This window comes from Pandoraea anhela, assembly GCF_902459655.1.
Lineage (GTDB): Bacteria > Pseudomonadota > Gammaproteobacteria > Burkholderiales > Burkholderiaceae > Pandoraea > Pandoraea anhela.
On the sequence record NZ_CABPSB010000001.1, the window covers coordinates 365,750 to 384,518 of the forward strand.

The 18,769-nt window shown below is 62.7% G+C and carries 13 protein-coding genes and 2 tRNA genes; 6 read left to right on the forward strand and 9 right to left on the reverse strand.

From position 1 onward, the window contains the following. Positions 1 to 68: 68 nt before the first annotated feature. Entirely contained in the window at positions 69 to 761 is a 693-nt protein-coding gene (locus PAN31108_RS01525; RefSeq protein WP_150667136.1) for an ABC transporter ATP-binding protein, read from the reverse strand. A 52-nt stretch (positions 762 to 813) separates the two neighbouring features. On the opposite strand from PAN31108_RS01525, the gene PAN31108_RS01530 reads away from it, so the two are divergent. Then, a complete protein-coding gene (locus PAN31108_RS01530) occupies positions 814 to 1,458 on the forward strand; it encodes an arylesterase (RefSeq protein WP_150667421.1) in 645 nt (214 codons plus the stop codon). A 53-nt stretch (positions 1,459 to 1,511) separates the two neighbouring features. Here the strand turns inward: PAN31108_RS01530 and PAN31108_RS01535 are convergent, their stop codons facing one another. The 8 genes from PAN31108_RS01535 to tig form a co-directional block, all read right to left on the reverse strand. Then, a complete protein-coding gene (locus PAN31108_RS01535; protein WP_150667137.1) occupies positions 1,512 to 3,437 on the reverse strand; it encodes a SurA N-terminal domain-containing protein in 1,926 nt (641 codons plus the stop codon). Between the two features lie 82 nt (positions 3,438 to 3,519). Further along, positions 3,520 to 3,596 (reverse strand) — tRNA-Asp (locus PAN31108_RS01540). A 14-nt stretch (positions 3,597 to 3,610) separates the two neighbouring features. Continuing rightward, positions 3,611 to 3,686: transfer RNA gene (locus tag PAN31108_RS01545), tRNA-Val, on the reverse strand. A 53-nt stretch (positions 3,687 to 3,739) separates the two neighbouring features. Then, a complete protein-coding gene (locus PAN31108_RS01550) occupies positions 3,740 to 4,042 on the reverse strand; it encodes an HU family DNA-binding protein (protein WP_281350027.1) in 303 nt (100 codons plus the stop codon). Positions 4,043 to 4,309: 267 nt separating this feature from the next. Next, positions 4,310 to 6,730 (reverse strand): endopeptidase La, encoded by a 2,421-nt coding sequence (gene lon, locus PAN31108_RS01555; RefSeq protein ID WP_150667139.1) that lies wholly within the window; start codon positions 6,728 to 6,730, stop codon positions 4,310 to 4,312. 194 nt (positions 6,731 to 6,924) lie between these two features. Beyond that, complete coding sequence (gene clpX, locus PAN31108_RS01560) at positions 6,925 to 8,205, reverse strand: ATP-dependent Clp protease ATP-binding subunit ClpX (protein ID WP_150667140.1); 1,281 nt, start codon at positions 8,203 to 8,205, stop codon at positions 6,925 to 6,927. Positions 8,206 to 8,439: 234 nt separating this feature from the next. Continuing rightward, positions 8,440 to 9,093: an ATP-dependent Clp endopeptidase proteolytic subunit ClpP gene (gene clpP, locus PAN31108_RS01565; protein WP_044458178.1), complete on the reverse strand. Its 654-nt coding sequence runs from the start codon at positions 9,091 to 9,093 to the stop codon at positions 8,440 to 8,442. Positions 9,094 to 9,219: 126 nt separating this feature from the next. Further along, a complete protein-coding gene (gene tig, locus PAN31108_RS01570) occupies positions 9,220 to 10,560 on the reverse strand; it encodes a trigger factor (RefSeq protein ID WP_150667141.1) in 1,341 nt (446 codons plus the stop codon). A gap of 433 nt (positions 10,561 to 10,993) precedes the next feature. Between tig and PAN31108_RS01575 the strand changes: the two genes are divergently transcribed. The 5 genes from PAN31108_RS01575 (at position 10,994) to PAN31108_RS01595 (ending at position 18,528) form a co-directional block, all read left to right on the forward strand. Beyond that, positions 10,994 to 11,812 carry a TetR/AcrR family transcriptional regulator gene (locus PAN31108_RS01575; RefSeq protein WP_246183719.1) on the forward strand — a complete coding sequence of 273 codons (819 nt, stop codon included), beginning with the start codon at positions 10,994 to 10,996 and terminating at the stop codon, positions 11,810 to 11,812. Between the two features lie 471 nt (positions 11,813 to 12,283). Next, the gene (locus PAN31108_RS01580) at positions 12,284 to 14,782 is read left to right on the forward strand and encodes an acyl-CoA dehydrogenase (RefSeq protein WP_370819557.1); all 2,499 of its coding nucleotides are present in this window, start codon (positions 12,284 to 12,286) and stop codon (positions 14,780 to 14,782) included. 52 nt (positions 14,783 to 14,834) lie between these two features. Continuing rightward, positions 14,835 to 16,262 carry a 3-oxoacyl-ACP reductase gene (locus PAN31108_RS01585; RefSeq protein WP_150667143.1) on the forward strand — a complete coding sequence of 476 codons (1,428 nt, stop codon included), beginning with the start codon at positions 14,835 to 14,837 and terminating at the stop codon, positions 16,260 to 16,262. A 2-nt stretch (positions 16,263 to 16,264) separates the two neighbouring features. Continuing rightward, positions 16,265 to 17,212 (forward strand): MaoC/PaaZ C-terminal domain-containing protein, encoded by a 948-nt coding sequence (locus PAN31108_RS01590; RefSeq protein WP_150667144.1) that lies wholly within the window; start codon positions 16,265 to 16,267, stop codon positions 17,210 to 17,212. Continuing rightward, positions 17,209 to 18,528 carry an acetyl-CoA C-acetyltransferase gene (locus PAN31108_RS01595; RefSeq protein ID WP_150667145.1) on the forward strand — a complete coding sequence of 440 codons (1,320 nt, stop codon included), beginning with the start codon at positions 17,209 to 17,211 and terminating at the stop codon, positions 18,526 to 18,528. The genes PAN31108_RS01590 and PAN31108_RS01595 overlap by 4 nt, the downstream gene beginning before the upstream one ends. Positions 18,529 to 18,769: the final 241 nt, after the last annotated feature.

Sequence of the window (18,769 nt, forward strand, 5' to 3'; positions counted from 1 at the left end):
AGCGGCCAAGGGAACAAAAAAGGAGAAGCCGCACCGGCTTCTCCTTTGTCTTTTCGGGTGTCCGACGCTCAGACAGCAGCGCCGTTGACCACGCGCCCGCCCGCGAGTTGAACCGTCGCGTCACAACGCTGCGCAATCGCCAGATCGTGCGTGACCAGCACCAACGTCGCCCCGCTGGCCTCGTTGAGCGAGAACATCAGATCGATGACCCGCTCGCCGGTCGCCGTATCGAGGCTGCCCGTCGGCTCGTCTGCGAACAATACGGCCGGCTCGGTGACAAATGCCCGGGCGAGCGCCACGCGCTGCTGTTCGCCGCCCGATAGCTGCTTCGGGTAATGCGTCATACGCGACCCCAGCCCCACCTGTTCGAGCAATTTGACGGCACGATTGCGCACTTCGCGTGTCTCACCCAGCAGTTCGAGGGGCAGCATCACGTTCTCGAGCGCCGTCAGGTGCGGCATGAGTTGGAAGGATTGGAAGACGAAACCGACGGCGCCGCGTCGCAACGCGGCACGGCCCTCCTCGTCGAGGTCGCCGAGCGACTGGCCCAGCAGCGTAATATTGCCGTCCGTCGCGGTGTCGAGCCCGGCCATCAGTCCGAGCAACGTGGATTTGCCGGATCCCGACGCCCCGACGATCGCCACGCTCTGGCCTTTCGCGACGGCAAAGTCGATATCCTGCAAAATGACAAGCTCACCGGTGGCGTCGCGCAACCGTTTGCCCAGACCCCGTACTTCAATAACGTTTTCGGAAAACGACATGACAAGAAGAGAGTTCTTGAAATTGGCCGCCTCAGCCATCGTTGGCTGGGGCATGCTGACAGGGACCGCGGCAAACGCGGCAAGTTCTGGCGCGCCGACGATTCTCGTCGTGGGCGACAGCCTTTCGGCAGAATATGGCATTGCGCGCGGCGCCGGCTGGGTCAACCTGATGCAGCAGACGATCACGCAAAGCGGATTCGATTATAACGTCGTCAACGCCAGCATCAGCGGCGATACCACCAGCGGCGGACGTGCACGCCTGGCCCCGTTGCTCGAACGCTATCGCCCCGCCATCACGATCATCGAACTCGGCGGCAACGACGCCCTGCGAGGCATTTCACTCGACCTCACGCGCAGCAATTTGCGCGACATGATCACCGCCTCCCGGAATGCCGGCAGTCGCGTCATCGTCGTCGGCATGCGTATTCCCCCGAACTACGGGCCCGACTACAGCGAGCAGTTCTTCACCATGTTCTCCGCGCTCGCCAAGCAGGAAAAGGCCGGCTACGTGCCGTTTTTGCTCGCAGGCGTTGCCGAGCATCCCGACTGGTTCCAGCAAGACCAGATTCATCCGCTCGCCAAGGCGCATCCACAGATACTTCAGAATGTCTGGCCCACAGTGAAGTCGCTGCTCAAACCCGCAGGCAAAGCGTCTGCCAAGGCGGCAGACTCGCGCTCACCGAAGTCCGGCGCATAAAAAAACGGCCAACGCAGTTGGCCGTTTTTCATTTCAGGCGTCGCCTGTCGCGCTCAGTTGCCCGACGACTTCGTCACGTCGTTCACGATCTTGACCTTCGAGCGTGCACGCAGGTCACCCAGCCAGGCGTTCCATTCGGCCTGAGCGGCCAACTGGCTGAGTTGTTGTGCCTCGGCGGCCAGACGCTGCGCGTCCTGTGCGGCCGGCTGCGACACCTTGCTGATACGGTACACCGCGTAACCCTGACCTTCGCCCAGCGCGACACCCACGTACGCCGGCAGCTTGCTGGCATCGGCACTAAAGATGGCCGTCAGTGCGCTCGGCGCGAGCTTACCCGGGTTGTCGCGCGAAACGTTCTGCACCGCACCGAACGCGGCCTCGCCACCCTTCTTGAGCGCATCGAGCTTGGCCTCGCCGGCCTTCTTCGCTTCCTGCTCCGCCAGATCGGCAACGGCCTTCTGCTTGACCTGTGCTTCGATCTGAGCGAGCGGCGGCGTGGCAGCCGGGTGGTAGTTCACGACGTGGGCCGACACCAGCACACCCTGACCGACATCGACCGCTTCGGTGTTGCGCTTGTTCTTGAGCGATTCGTCGCCGAATACCGCCTTGAGCAGCTTCTCGTTACCGAGCGGGCTTTGGGCGAGTGCAGCGTCCGGCGTGCGCATCACCGTCGCCGTTTGCACCTTGAGGTTGAGCTTGTCGGCCGCCGGTTGCAGGCTATCGGGCTGCTCGTACACCGAGTTCGTGAACTGGTCGGCAAGCTTGGCGTAGCGCTTCGCGGCTTCCTGCTGGCGATACTGATCGGCCAGTTGCGCCTTCACTTCCTCGAACGGCTTCGTCAGCGCCGGTTTGATGCCGGTCAGCTTGATGATGTGATAACCGAAATCGCTCTTCACGACATCGCTCACGTCGCCTTCGCCCTTCAGCGAGAAGGCCGCATCGGCAAACGGCTTGACCATCGCGTCACGCGTGAAGAAACCCAGATCGCCACCGTTGGCCTTCGAACCCGGGTCCTCCGAATTTTCGCTGGCCAGCTTGGCAAAGTCGTTCGGGCTCTTCTTGATCCGGGCGAGGATGGCTTCTGCCTTGGCCTTCGCCTTCGCATGATCCGCCGGGGATGCGTCGGCCGGCGAGGCAATCAGGATGTGCGATGCACGACGCTCTTCCTGCGTCGTGTATTGCTTCAGATTATCGTTGTACATCTTGCGCAACGCATCGTCGGTCGGCGCCGCCTGATCCGATGTCGGCAGCGCTTTCGGATCGAGCACCACGTACTGAATCTCGGCGGACTCAGGCGTCTGGAATGCAGCCTTGTGCGCGTCGTAATAAGCCTGAATCTGCTGCTGCGTCGGCACGATCTTGCCAGCGTAATCCGATAGCGGGAACTCGAGCGCCGCGACTTCGCGTTGTTGCGAACGCAGTTGCGAGAATCGATCCAGCACCGTCTTGGGCAGCATGGCGCTGGCCTGCACGCTGGACGGGAGCTGGTTCGATGCGAGTTCGAAACGGATCTGCGCTTCGAGACGCTGCGGCGTCAGATTCTGCGCCGACAGCAGTTGTTCATAGGCGGCCTGATCGATCGAACCATCGGGGCGACGCATTTGGGCAATCGCGGGAATGGCAAGCAGCGCATCGCGCACTTGCGCGTCCGACACCGACAGATTCTTCTTCAGCGTTTCCTGTGTGAGCAACTTTTGCTGGATCAGGTTATCCAGCACTGCGCTGCGCATTTCCGGCGTGTTGATCTGGCTCGCATCGACGGCGCCGCCAAACATCTGCTGCATGCGCTCGGTCTGGGCACGCAGCACGCTATCGTACTCCTGACGCGTCACGGTCTGATCGCCGACCTTGGCAATCGTACCGGCATCCGAGGCATATTCCTGCCAGCCATGAACGCCAAACACCACGAACGACGGCACGATCAGCACCGTCAGGAAGATGAGGACCAATCGTTGATGACGGCGAATGAAGTCGAACATACGAAATCGGAAGAGTCGTCTGGATGCGTTTTATGACGCTATATGGCAAAAAAGGCGAACCGAAGTTCGCCTTTTCACAATTTGGCGGAGCGGACGGGGCTCGAACCCGCGACCCCCGGCGTGACAGGCCGGTATTCTAACCAACTGAACTACCGCTCCCCAAGATCTGGAACTGGTGGGTGCTGAGGGGTTCGAACCCCCGACCTACGCCTTGTAAGGGCGCCGCTCTACCAGCTGAGCTAAGCACCCGTTCCTGATTTTGTCTTGTTTGTTACTGCCTCCTGCCGAAGCAGGAAAGCATACTAGTTTACATTATCTTTTAAATCTTTGCCAGGGCGAAATTTCGGAACCTTTGCCGCCTTGATCTTGATGGCTTCCCCGGTACGAGGATTGCGGCCCGTTCGGGCGGCACGCTTGGTAACGTAAAAGGTGCCAAAGCCAACCAGCGTCACATCGTCACCTTTTTTCAGCGACCGCTTTACTGCACCCACCAATGCGTCAAGTGCTCGACCGGCAGCAGCTTTCGAAACGTCTGCCTCTTTCGCGATGTGATCGATCAGTTCCGTCTTATTCACTGTAACCCCCTTGCAAGGATAGTAGGCGATTGAGCCGCGGAGGCGCTCTTCACGCGCCTTGACATTGATCTGATAGGTCCGCTGGCTTTGCCATTAGACAAGCCGCAAACCCTGATGTCAAGCCGTTTTGCGGCCTCTGAGCACCATCGGAAGCACTCCTGAATCAGTACGTACCGGTCGCTGTTCTCGAGCACTTTGCGTCAATAAAAAAAGCCCGGGGAAAACCCCGAGCTTTTTGCGCATTTTTTCATCGGGCAGTGACCTGACCTTCAGTCACTCGCCCGACAAAAACGACACTCAGTGCTTGATGACGTCCTGCTTGCCACCGGCATCCGCACTCGGCGTCACCGGCGCCGCTTTCGCTTCCTCTTCAGGCAGCGGCGTCGGGGCATGCTCCAGTGCGAGTTCCAGCACCTTGTCGATCCAGCGCACCGGCACGATCTCCAGCGCGTTCTTGACCGTATCCGGAATTTCGGCGAGATCCTTCACGTTCTCTTCCGGGATCAACACGAGCTTGATGCCGCCACGGTGAGCCGCAAGCAACTTCTCCTTGAGGCCGCCGATCGGCAAGACTTCGCCACGCAGCGTAATCTCGCCCGTCATCGCCACATCCGCACGTACCGGAATCCCGGTAAGCACCGACACGAGCGCCGTCGTCATTGCGATACCGGCAGACGGACCGTCCTTCGGCGTCGCACCTTCGGGCACGTGAATGTGGATGTCCTTCTTCTCGAACTGCTCGTCGGCCACACCGAGGCGACGTGCGCGCGAACGCACCACCGAGCGGGCCGCTTCGACCGACTCCTTCATCACATCGCCGAGCGAACCCGTGCGGATGATGTTGCCCTTGCCCGGCATCAGCGCAGCTTCGATGGTCAGCAGATCGCCGCCCACTTCCGTCCACGCCAGCCCCGTGACCTGACCAATCTGGTTTTCCTTCATTGCCAGACCGAAGTCGAACTTACGCACGCCCAGGAAGTTATCGAGGTTGCCCGCATCGACCTTGATCGACGAGCCTTCGACCTTCTTGAGCAGCAACATCTTCACGACCTTGCGGCAGATCTTCGAGATCTCGCGCTCGAGCGAACGCACACCCGCTTCACGCGTGTAGTAACGAATGATGTCGCGGATCGCGGCTTCCGTCAGATCGATCTCGCCTTCCTTCAGCCCGTTGTTCTTCTTCTGCTTTGGCAGGAGATAACGCTGGGCGATGTTGACCTTTTCGTCTTCCGTGTAGCCCGACAGGCGAATCACTTCCATACGGTCGAGCAACGGCGCCGGAATGTTCAGCGAGTTCGAGGTGGCCACGAACATCACGTCCGACAGATCGAAGTCGACTTCGACGTAGTGATCCGAGAACGTGTGGTTCTGTTCCGGGTCGAGCACTTCGAGCAACGCCGAGCTGGGATCGCCCCGGAAGTCCATGCCCATCTTGTCCACTTCGTCGAGCAGGAACAGCGGGTTACGCACGGCAACCTTCGACAGACTCTGCAGAATCTTGCCGGGCATCGAACCGATGTACGTGCGACGGTGGCCGCGAATCTCGGCTTCGTCACGCACGCCGCCCAACGCCATGCGAACGAACTTGCGGTTCGTCGCACGCGCGATCGACTGACCGAGCGAGGTCTTACCCACGCCCGGGGGCCCAACGAGGCACAGGATCGGCGCCTTGACCTTGTCCACGCGCTGTTGCACGGCAAGATATTCGAGGATGCGTTCCTTGACCTTTTCGAGACCGAAGTGATCTTCGTCGAGCACCTTTTCGGCGTTCGACAGGTCGTTGTTCACCTTGCTCTTCTTGCGCCACGGCAGACCGACCAGCGTGTCGATGTAGTTGCGCACGACCGTCGCTTCAGCCGACATCGGCGACATCAGCTTGAGCTTCTTGAGTTCGGCGTCGGCCTTCTTCTTGGCTTCCTTCGGCAGGTGCGCGGCCTTGATGCGCTTCTCGAGTTCTTCGAGATCCGCACCTTCTTCACCTTCACCCAGTTCCTTCTGGATCGCCTTGACCTGCTCGTTCAGGTAGTACTCGCGCTGGCTCTTTTCCATCTGGCGCTTCACGCGGCCACGGATGCGCTTCTCCACCTGAAGAATGTCGATCTCGCTCTCGAGTTGCGCGAGCAAATGCTCAAGGCGCTCGATGACCGGGAACATCTCCAGAATCTTCTGCTTCTGCTCAAGCTTGAGCGGCAGATGCGCGGCGATGGTGTCGGCGAGACGACCCGCTTCGTCGATCCCCGACAGCGACGTCAGAATCTCCGGCGGAATCTTCTTGTTGAGCTTCACGTACTGATCGAACTGCGCCACGATCGCACGGCGCAGGGCCTCGGATTCCGGCGAGTTGCCGTCGTCCGGTTCGAGCGGCATGACTTCCGACGTGAACTGGGTTTCCTCTTCGTCCACACTCAGGGTGCGGGCGCGCTGAATCCCCTCGACCAGCACCTTGACGGTGCCGTCGGGCAACTTGAGCATTTGCAGAATGTTGGCCACGCAGCCGATCTCGTAGAGATCCTTGGCCGTGGGCTCATCCTTGGCCGCGGCTTTCTGTGCGACCAGCATGATGTGCTTGCCGCCTTCCATCGCGGTTTCAAGCGCTTTAATCGATTTCGGACGCCCCACGAAAAGGGGAATCACCATGTGCGGAAACACGACCACGTCGCGCAAAGGCAACAGGGGCAGTTGAATCGCTTCGGGCGGGAGGATTTGGGTGCCTGACATCTCGTTCCCCATATTTAACGATACCGTTGTGTTCCAGCTAATTGAGGCCGCCGGCGAGAATTACAAGGGGCTGGAAACGCCCTTTCGCCAACAAGTTGCACCACTCGGGGTTTCATTGCCCGTGGCACTAGTATGAAGGAAAAAAAGCCGTCCATGTTTCCATGAACGGCTTGGGGTAGCGCTAAGTTGACCGTTCAATTGGAGCCGGCAACCTTGGGCGACTCCTGATAGATCAAGAGCGGTTTTCCGTCGCCGCTGATCGCGTTCTCATCCAGGATCACCTTGGTTACGCCCTTGAGCGACGGCAGTTCGTACATCACTTCCAGCAAGGCCTGCTCGATGATCGAACGCAGCCCACGCGCGCCGGTCTTGCGCTTGATGGCCTTGCGCGCGACCGCATGCAGCGCCGCCGGACGAATTTCCAGCTCCACACCTTCCATCGAGAACAGGCGCTGATATTGCTTGACCAACGCGTTCTTCGGCTCGATCAGGATCGTGACCAGTGCGTCTTCGTCGAGCTTACCCAACGTGGCAACCACCGGCAAACGACCGATCAGCTCGGGAATCAGACCGAACTTGATCAGATCTTCCGGCTCAACGTCGCGCAGCAGCTCGCCCGCATCGCGCTCTTCACCGGTCTTCACCGTCGCACCGAAGCCGATACCGGTCTTCTCCGTGCGGTTCATGATGATCTTCTCAAGACCGTCGAATGCGCCGCCGCAAATGAACAGAATATTGGTTGTGTCGACCTGGATGAAATCCTGGTTCGGATGCTTGCGGCCACCCTGAGGCGGCACCGACGCCATGGTGCCTTCGACCAGCTTGAGCAGCGCCTGCTGCACGCCTTCGCCCGACACGTCGCGCGTAATCGACGGATTGTCCGACTTGCGGCTGATCTTGTCGATTTCGTCGATGTAGACGATACCCTTTTGCGCCTGCTCGATCTCGTAATTGCAGTTCTGCAGGAGCTTCTGGATGATGTTTTCGACGTCTTCCCCCACGTAACCGGCTTCGGTCAGCGTAGTGGCGTCTGCGATCACGAACGGAACGTTGAGCAAACGTGCGAGCGTCTGCGCGAGCAGCGTCTTGCCCGAGCCGGTCGGCCCGATCAACAGGATGTTGCTCTTCGAGAGCTCGACCTCGTCGCGCTTGTCGCCGAGGTGCTTCAATCGCTTGTAATGGTTATAGACCGCAACCGCCAGAATCTTCTTGGCACGGTCCTGACCGATCACGTATTGATCGAGGCTCTCGCGAATTTCCTGTGGGGACGGCAAATCCGACTTCGCGCCGCTGCCCCCCTCGTCTTCGGCTGCTGCGGCCTCGTCGCGAATAATCTCGTTGCACAGATCAATGCACTCGTCGCAAATGAACACGGACGGACCTGCGATGAGCTTCTTGACCTCGTGCTGACTCTTTCCGCAGAAGGAGCAGTAGAGCAGCTTTTCGCCGTTGGAAGTGCTTTTTTTATCCACCATATCTGTGTCAGCCTGCTAGCAATTTGCGCCCCGGTCGTCCCCCGCCGGGGCGGCAAACGCGGCATACGTGAATCCCATTGTAACGCCATGCTGTACGAGCGTGTGGCCCACTCGCGACAGCCGTAAATTTCCTTTTACGACAAAGACTTGGCGCGATCACCCTGCTTCCCGAAACGAAAACGCCTGGTGTCGCGCCAACGATTTTGCCGTCAGGCGCCCCGATTCAGGTCCGAATCAGGGACGCTTTTCGAGCACGCGATCGATCAACCCGTACTCGACGGCATCGGCCGCCGACTTGAAGTTGTCTCGATCGGTATCGCGTGCGATCACCTCGAGCGACTGCCCGGTGTTCTCCGCCAGCAGACGGTTCAACCGATCCTTGAGCAAAAGAATTTCCTTCGCGTGAATCTCGATATCCGATGCCTGACCGCGAGCGCCGCCCAGCGGTTGGTGGATCATGATGCGCGCGTTCGGCAGCGCGAAACGCTTGCCCTTCTCACCGGCGGCGAGCAGGAAAGCGCCCATGCTGGCCGCCATGCCGAGACACAGCGTCGAGACCGGCGGCTTGATGAACTTCATCGTGTCGTAGATCGCCAGACCCGCCGAGACGGAACCGCCCGGCGAGTTGATGTACATCGAGATTTCCTTGTCGGGATTTTCACTCTCGAGGAACAGCAACTGGGCGACGACGAGGTTGGCGCTCTGGTCGTTGACCTCGCCAACCATGAAAATGATGCGCTCCTTGAGGAGTCGCGAGTAGATGTCGTAAGCGCGCTCACCGCGACCACTTTGCTCGACGACCATCGGCACGAGGCCGAGGCCTTGCGTGTCGAGAGCGGAGTTGTGCGTCTGGGAGGCGAGTTGGGCGAGCAATTCGGAACGGGTAATCATATCGGTTCGACCCTTCTATCGAGATGGTTTTGCGCGCCGCAGGGAGGAAGCCCGAAGGCCATTTGGAAAAGAACCGCCACGGCCTCGCGGCCGCGGCGGTTCAGTCGGTCGTGTCGCGTTCGATCAGGCTTGCGTATTGCCGGCCAGCTCTTCGAAGCTGACCTGCTTGTCGGTCACCTTGGCCTTGCCAAGGACGAACTCGACCACGTTGTTCTCGACGACGAAACCTTCCATTTCCGCCATGCGCTGCTGATCGCCATAGTACCAGCGGACGACTTCTTGCGGGTCTTCGTAGCTCTTCGCGAACTCTTCGACTTCGGCCTTGATCTGTTCCGGCTTCGCTTGCAGGTCGTTTTGCTTGACGAGTTCGGCCAGGATCAGACCCAGCTTCACACGACGCTCCGCCTGTTCCTTGAACATTTCCGCCGGGATCGGCACATTGCCAGCGTTCGGCACGCCGCGTTGTGCGAGGTCCTGACGAGCCATCGCGACCAGACGCTCCTGATCCTGGGCCACCAGTGCGTTCGGCACGTCGAGTTCCGACACTGCGATCAGGGCGTTCATGACCTGATCCTTAAGGAGCGCCTGCGTGCGACGCTTCACTTCGCGCGACAGGTTTTCCTTGATGTCGGCACGCATCTTCTCGATGCTGCCGTCGGCGATACCGAGCGACTTGGCGAACTCGGCGTCGACTTCCGGCAGGTGCGCCCATTCGACCTTCTTGAGCGTGACGGTGAAGGTGGCGGTCTTACCGGCCACTTCCTTGCCGTGGTACTCGTCCGGGAACTTCAGCTCGAATTCCTTCGACTCGCCGACCTTCAGGCCCAGCGTCGCCTTCTCGAATTCGGGGAGCATGCGACCTTCGCCCAGCACGAATACGAAGTCTTCGGCGCTGCCGCCGGCGAACACTTCGCCGTCGATCTTGCCGACGAAGTCGACCGTCACGCGATCGCCGTCCTTGGCTTCAACCGAACCGCCGTCGCCGTGGGCGCCGGCTTCGCCGCGCACATGGTAGTGCACGCGTTGCTTACGCAGGATATCGATGGTGCGATCGATCTCGGCTTCCGAGACGTCGGTCGTGGTGCGGCTCACTTCGGCCGTCGCCAGATCGCCGATCTTCACTTCCGGATAGACTTCGAAGGTGGCGTCGAAAGCATACTCGGTCGCCGCCGCGTCGGCCTTCGGCGCAAAGCTGGGCTGACCGGCCACACGCAGATCCTGCTCCTTGCTGACTTCGAAGAATTGCTGGCCGACCTTGTCGCTGACGACTTCGGCTTCGACCTGACCACCGTACTGCTGGGTGACCATCTTCAGCGGCACCTTGCCCGGACGGAAGCCCGGCATACGGACCGTCTTCGACAGCTTCTGAATGCGCGCTGCAACTTCTTTTTCAACGTCCTGCTTGGGCAGGGTGATGGTAAAGCGACGCTCGAGCTTGCCGAGGTTTTCAACAGCGATAGTCATGAGGATATTCGTCCATCCAGAGGGTCGTTCTGTGTTGCGGCGAGGGAGTGCCGCAAGCGGACCCTGTCAGTTAATCAACCTTGGGCCGGAACCGACGATGCGACGCCGGCTTCCCTCCGCACCCGATAAATCGGGTTAGCGCCAAAACGGTCTTGCACACAAAGCGGGACATTCTAACAAACTATTGTCCCGCACCCAGACTTTCCGGCGGGAAAGTGCCGAAATCAGACCTTTCCGCCGCCACGCAGGTTCCACTGTCAGGATCGCGCCGAAGCCCGCCAGGCCTGCCATGGCCACGACTTTAGAGGCCGCCGTCCATAAAAAAGACTTGGGAGACGTCCACCGAGCGCCTAGGATTCAATCGAACGTTTGAATGAAACGGAAGTTCCTTGAGACGACGCGGCGTGGCGCCGCGTCTTACTGGAGGTACGTCGTGAGTCCTCGCGTCCCTGCCGGCCGCCAAGCCGGCGACACCAAACTGCGCATCCTCGATGCCGCAGAAGACCTGTTCATCGAATTCGGCTACGAGGCCATGTCGCTGCGTCAGATCACGTCGCGCGCCGAGGTCAATCTGGCCGCCGTCAACTACCATTTCGGCAGCAAGGAAACCCTGTTACAGGCCATGCTCTCGCGCCGGCTCGACCGGCTCAACGACGAGCGCCTGGCGCTGCTCACGCGCGCCGAGGCGGAGTGGCCCGCACCGCAACTGACCTGCGAGCATGTGCTGGGCGCCATGTTCATTCCCGCACTGGCCATCTCCCATCACCGCGACATCGGCGGTCCGGCGTTCCTGCGGCTTCTCGGGCGCGTCTATGCCGATCCGTCACCGTTCATCCGCGATTATCTGCAACAGCACTATGCGCCCGTCTTCGAGCGCTTTTTCGAGGCCTTCGCCCGGGCATTGCCGGAGTTGCCGCGTCAGGAACTGGGCTGGCGACTGCATTTCGCGCTGCAAGCGCTCTCCGGTGTGCTCGCGAGCGGCGATACGTCGCGACTGATCGACACGTTTGCGCAGGGCCAGCCGATGGGCGACCTGCAAGTCGTCGCCAGGCTGACCGCCCTCATGGTCGCCGCGCTCAAGGCGCCGATGCCCGGCGAAGCGCAACTTGCGAGTTTCGCCGCCGTATTCGCCCTTGCGAAAGACGCCGACGTCACGCCGCCACGCGAGGCAGGACAGGTCTGCGGCGCGTCGACACCGCAAGCCAACGATGACGGCCCCGCCGCCAACGACAGGTCCCTCGCCAGCGCCTGAGCCAACGCCTGAGCCAACGCCGAGATTCACTCGGCAGCCAACACGGCAGAGGCACTTGGCAAAACACGCGCAGCGGCGCGCATCGACACACATCAACCAGCATCAACCAACATCAACCTGCACCAACCCGCACCAACCCGCACCAACCCGCAGCCCCCCGCAGTGACAGCGGCAGTGACGACATTCCCTCGTTCGCCCGCGCTGCGGGGCATGGGCAGGCAGCATCCGAATGCCCTGAAGCCTGAAGATTCGACGCTTTACTCGAATTCCCGGCGCACCAATACGTCGCCGAACGATCGAACAAGAACGCCGTCATCGGTTCGACCGTGGCGCAACGCCACCGAAAACCGGCAAACGGCATGAGGACGATAGCGCCAAGGCACGGCATGTGCGCGCATCGCGACGGGGTGTCTGGCGACGGCGGGCCGATGGCGCTCGCCGCGACGCTGAACCCAAAGGGAGGAGAAAATGATGGCCGTATGGATTCTCGCGTTTGTCGTGGGCGTCAGCGCCCTGCTGTTCTATCGTGCGCAGGCGTGGCAATGGCTGATCGCGACCGCGCTGTGGGTCGGAGCGGGCTTCGCGTCGGGCCTCACGGGCGCCGTCACGACCACCATCCTGGGCATCGTTCTCGTGCTTCCCGCGCTGATACTGAGCCTCGGCCCGCTGCGACGGGCATGGGTCACGGCGCCGATGCTCGCCAAGTTCCGGACCATCATGCCGGAAATGTCGGACACCGAAAAAGATGCCATCGAAGCCGGCACCGTCTGGTGGGACGCCGATCTGTTCTCCGGACGTCCGGACTGGCAGAAATTCACCGCCTTGCCCGCCCCGGCGCTGTCGGCTGACGAACAGGCCTTCATGGACAATCAGGTCGAGCATCTGTGCGACTTGTCCAACGATTGGGAAAGCACGCAAGTCTGGCAGGACCTCCCGCCCAAAGCGTGGCAATACGCGAAGGATGCGGGCTTTCTCGGCATGATTATCCCGAAGCGCTATGGCGGACTGGAATTCTCCGCGTACGCCCATTCTCAGGTCGTGATGAAGCTGGCGTCGCGCTGCTCGGCCGCGGCCGTCTCGGTGATGGTGCCGAACTCGCTCGGCCCGGCCGAACTGCTGCTGCACTACGGCACCGAGGCGCAGAAGAACTATTACCTGCCGCGTCTTGCCAAGGGCGAGGAAATTCCCTGCTTCGCGCTCACGAGTCCCTACGCCGGCTCGGACGCCGCCGCCATCCCCGACATCGGCGTCGTGTGCCGGGGCGTGCACGAAGGCCGGGAGACGTTGGGCTTTCGGGTCACGTGGAACAAGCGTTACATCACCCTCGGCCCGATCGCCACGGTGCTCGGCCTCGCGTTCCGCGCGCTCGATCCGGACCATCTGCTCGGCAACGACGACGAACCCGGTATCACTTGCGCGCTGATTCCGACGAAGCACCCCGGCGTGGTGATCGGCCGCCGCCACTGGCCGCTGAACGCCGTCTTCCAGAACGGTCCGAACTCGGGCAAGGACGTTTTCATTCCGCTCGACTGGGTGATCGGCGGGCAGGCCCAGGTCGGCAAGGGCTGGCGCATGCTCATGGAGTGTCTCGCGGCGGGACGCGCCATCTCGCTGCCGTCGTCGAACGTCGGCTACTCGAAGATCGCCGTTCGCGCGACAGGGGCCTATGCGGCCGTGCGTCGCCAGTTCCGCACCCCCATCGGCAAGTTCGAAGGCGTGCAGGAGGCGCTCGCGCGCATGGCCGGCAATCTCTACGCGATGGACGCCGCGCGTCGCATGGCCGCACTGGCGGTCGACCTTGGCGAAAAGCCGTCGGTGATTTCCGCCATCGCGAAGTACCACGTGACCGAGCGTGCGCGAAAAGTCGTGAACGACGGGATGGACGTCGTTGCGGGCAAGGGCATCTGCATGGGCCCGAACAACTTCCTGGCGCGCGCCTATCAGCAGATTCCCGTGTCGATCACCGTCGAGGGCGCGAACATCATGACGCGCTGCCTGATGATCTTCGGCCAGGGGGCGATCCGCTGTCATCCCTACGTTCTCAAAGAACTCGCCGCCGCACAAACGACCGACGAGACGGCTGCCGTGCGCGCCTTCGACGACGCCCTCTTCGGCCACCTGACGTTCGTGACGAGCAACATCGTGCGCGGCGCGCTCCATGGTGTCACGCACGCCCGCTTCTCCGCGGTACCGTCCAACGCGTCACCCGAGTTGCACGGCTACTACCGCGCGGCGAATCGCATGTCGACGCTGCTGGCCATCGCCGCCGATGTCTCGATGGCGGTCCTCGGCGGCTCGCTCAAGCGTCGCGAGAGCATTAGCGCACGCCTGGGCGACGTCCTCTCCCAACTTTTCCTGCTGACGGCCACCCTCAAGCGCTTCGAAGACGAGGGACGCCCCGAAGCCGACCTGCCGCTCGTGCATTGGGCCGCGCAAGACGCACTGTGGCAAGCCCGTAACGCATTCGAAGGCGTGCTCGCGAACTACCCGTCGCGCAGCGTGGCCTGGTGGATGCGCTGGAAACTCATGCCGCTCGGCCTGCCGTATGCCCAACCGTCCGACGCGCTGGCCGCGCGCGTGGCCGAGATCATGCAGACGCCGGGCGACGCCCGCGAGCGCCTGATCGCCGGCAGCTATTCGCCCAGCCCCGATGTCGACGATCTGGCCTACGGCGAAATCGTCTTCCAGATGACGCCGCAGGTCACCGTCATCGAGCAACGTCTGCGGGCCGCCATCAAAGACGGCCGCCTGCCCGTCATGCCGCAGAGCCTGCCCGACTTCGTCGCATGGGTACAGCACGCCACAACGCTGCAACTCGTGACCGACGAGGAACGCCGTCTTCTGACGCAGTACGCCGATTACGCAGCGAAGGCCGTCGCCGTCGACGACTTCCCCGCCGACTTCGGACGCGCCGCCGACATGCGACAAGCCCAGCACCACCCATTGGCGGACGAAGCGCTCACGCCGTGAGTCCGTCCCCCTTGCCGACACCCATGACTTTGAGGATCTGCGTGCCGTGACGATGTCCGATCGATACCTAGCCTTCGCCAACTCCGCCGTCGGCAGCCGCCTTGCCAACGCGCTCGGCCTGCCCCGCCCGGTACCGCTGGAGCGCATGCCGGCCTACGGCGACGATGTCGCTGAAGCACGCCCCCTCGCGGCACCGCTGGCCGTGGTCGGCGGTGCGGGCGATGCCCTGCTGCTCCCGGGCCTCGCACGCGAGCTGCATTGGCTGGGCGTGCCGAGTCTCGCGCATGCCGAGCGACTCGACTGGATTTCGTACGCGAACCAGGCCGGCACCATGAGCGGACGATTCAACCCGAGCGAAGGCGTGCGTCCCAAGGCGTTGCTGTTCGACGCCAGCGCCATCGCCGACACCGACGGTCTGCGCGCGCTCTACGCGTTCTTCCATGACACGCTCGCCGCGCTCGACCGATGCGGGCGTGTGCTGGTGCTCGGCTTGCCGCCGGCCATGGCCTCGACCCCGCAGGCCAGCACGGCGCAGCGTGCGCTGGAAGGCTTCGTGCGCTCACTTGCCAAGGAACTCAAGCGCGGCGCCACGGCGCAGTTGCTCTATGTGGCGCCCCACGCCCGCGAGGCGCTGCACTCCACGCTGCGCTTTTTCCTCTCCCCTCGCGCGGCGTACGTGAGCGGTCAGGCCGTCACGTTGCAAGCCCCGGTGTTCGACACGCCGCCGATGCGCGACTCGCGCCCGCTCGCCGCACAGGTAGCGGTCGTCACCGGCGCGGCGCGCGGCATCGGTGAAGCCATCGCCACCGTGCTGGCCCGCGACGGCGCCCACGTCGTGTGTGTCGACATCCCCGCCGCGCAGGACGCGCTCACGACCGTCGCCACACGCCTCGACGGCAGCGCGCTGACATGCGACATCGCCGCCCCGGAAGCGGCCGCCACCCTGCTGGCGCATCTGTCGACGCACGCCCCGCGCGGCCTCGACATCCTCGTACACAACGCCGGCGTCACGCGCGACAAGACGTTGGTTCGCATGAGCGATGCGCAATGGCAGAGCGTGCTCGACATCAACATCGGCGCACCGCAACGGCTCAATGCCGCATTGCTCGACGCCAATGTGCTGCGCGCGAACAGCCGGATCGTGGGCGTGGCGTCGATCAGCGGCATCGCCGGCAATCGCGGGCAGACGAATTACGCGGCGTCCAAAGCGGCCGTGATCGGCATGGTCGACGCGTGGGCGCCGGTACTTGCCGAACGTCGGATCAGCATCAACGCCGTCGCTCCCGGGTTCATCGAAACGCAGATGACCGCCGCCGTACCGTTTGCCATTCGCGAAGCCGGACGCCGGATGAACTCGCTCGGCCAGGGCGGTCAACCGGTCGACGTTGCCGAGACCATCGCATGGCTGGCGCACCCGGCGTCGGGCGCGCTGACCGGTCAGGTCGTGCGCGTTTGCGGGCAAAGCCTGCTCGGAGCATGACGATGGCCAACGACCGCGCCGACATCGTTCCCGTGCAGCATGTGACACAGGTCACGTCTTTGCCCTCCCCGCTGTCGCTGTATCTGCGCGCGTTGCTGTCGTCGCGCAAACCGGTACGTGCGCAACCGATGCCGCCGCTGGCCTTCGCGCGCCGCAACGTTGTGCTGGACGCCGAGGAGGTCGCCCGTTACGCACGTCTGTGCGGTTTTGGCGAGACGGCGGGGGTGCCGCCCACATGGCCGCATCTGCTCGCTTTCCCACTGCATATGTTGCTCATGACGGATCGCACCTTCCCGTTCGCGATGCTCGGCATGGTGCATCTGGCGAATCGCATCCGGCAGCACGCGGAGCTCGCCGTGGGCGACCGCCTCGCGCTCGACGTGCGGTGCGGCCCGCTGCACGCGCACGACAAGGGACAGGTGTTTACCGTCGTCACTACGGCGCGGCGCGACGATCGCGTCGTCTGGACAGGGGAGAGCCTGTATTTGAGAACGGGCGTCCAGAACGCGCTCGGCATGCCCTATCGTGCCGAACTCGGCGCGCATGACAGCGTGACCCGGTCCGCCACGTGGCAGGTGCCGGCGGACCTTGGCCGCCGGTACGCGCGCGTCTCGGGCGACTACAACCCGATCCACCTGTGGCCGCTCACGGCGAAGCTGTTCGGGTTTGCGCGTCCGATCATCCACGGCATGTGGAGCTTCGCGAGAACACTTGCCGCCGTGTTGCCCGCCCACGCCGTCGCTCTCGATCTGCGCGTGGAATTCAAAACGCCGGTGCTGCTCCCCGGCGATGTCACTTTCTGGCGCAGCGACGACGGCGAGCGCTTCGAACTGCGCGACGCCGCCGGCGCCGTGCCGCACCTTCGCGGACGCTGGCATGCCGACGCCGCGCCAATCGACGCAACAAACTCGATAAACCCGGCCACCGCCGCCAACCCGGACCCGACATGAGCGCCTTCAAACCCACCGCGCCCGCGCCTGCGCTACGACGCGTCGCCATCCTCGGCGGCAATCGCATTCCGTTTGCGCGTTCGAACACGGCCTATGCGACCGCCTCGAATCAGGACATGCTCACGGCCGCGTTACAGGGGCTCGTCGACCGCTTCGATCTGCATGGTCAGACACTGGGCGAAGTCGCCGCCGGCGCCGTCCTCAAGCACGCCCGCGACTTCAACCTCACGCGCGAATCCGTGCTGTCGACCACGCTCGCCGCGCAGACCCCGGCCTACGACGTGCAGCAAGCCTGTGGCACCGGATTGGAGACGGCCATCCTCACGGGCAACAAGATCGCCCTAGGCCAGATCGACGTTGCCATCGCGGGCGGTGTCGATACGGCATCGGACGCGCCCATCGGCGTCAATGAGAGGCTGCGCAAGATTCTGCTCGAAGCGAACCGTCAACGCAGCACGGGCGGCAAACTCGGCGCCTTGGCGAAAGTGCGCCCCGGCATGCTGTTCAACCCGGCGCTGCCCCGCAATGGCGAGCCACGCACCGGCCTGTCGATGGGAGAACATTGCGAGTGGATGGCCAAGCGGTGGGAGATCGCGCGTGTCGCGCAGGATGAAATCACGCTCGCGAGTCACGAGCGCCTGGCGCAAGCTTACGAACGTGGCTTCTTCCTCGATCTGATGACGCCGTTCCGTGGCCTGCAACGCGACAACAACCTGCGCCCCGAACTCACGCTCGACCAGCTTGCGGGCCTCAAACCGGTATTCGACCGCAGCGCCGCCGGCACGCTCACAGCGGGCAATTCGACACCGTTGACCGATGGCGCGTCGTGCGTGTTGCTCGCGAGCGAAGACTGGGCGAACGCGCACGACGTGCCGGTGCTCGCCTACCTGACGTACTCGCAAACGGCCGCCGTCGACTTCTTCAATCCGGACGAGTCGCAGCGCGAAGGTCTGCTGATGGCTCCGGCCTATGCGGTGCCGCGCATGCTCGCGCAAGCCGGCCTCACGTTGCAGGACTTCGATTTCTACGAAATTCACGAGGCGTTCGCCGCGCAGGTGCTTTGCACATTGAAGGCGTGGGAGGATCCCGCGTATTGCCGCGACAGACTCGGACTGGCCGCGCCGCTGGGCAGTATCGACCGCCAGCGTCTGAACGTGAACGGCAGTTCGCTCGCTTGTGGACACCCCTTCGCGGCAACCGGCGCACGCATTCTCGCCACGCTTGCGAAACTGCTCGCCCAGCGCGGCGGCGGTCGCGGCCTCATCTCCATCTGCGCCGCCGGCGGTCAGGGCGTGGTGGCAATGCTGGAGCGGTAAACCAACGGCGCCGAACCCCAAGTGCGTCGCACCAGCGACAGCACAACAACAACAACAACAACAACAATAACAACGCAATAAGGCGCAAATCGCGCATCGCGCCTCATCGAATTCGAATTCGGGCAACACCACACAGGGGTAGTGAAAAAAGCGCCGCCACGCGAAGCGATGCGAGCCGACGGAAGATCGGCCACAACGGTTGACATCGTTTGCGAGTCGCGGCGAACAAAAAAGTGCTGAC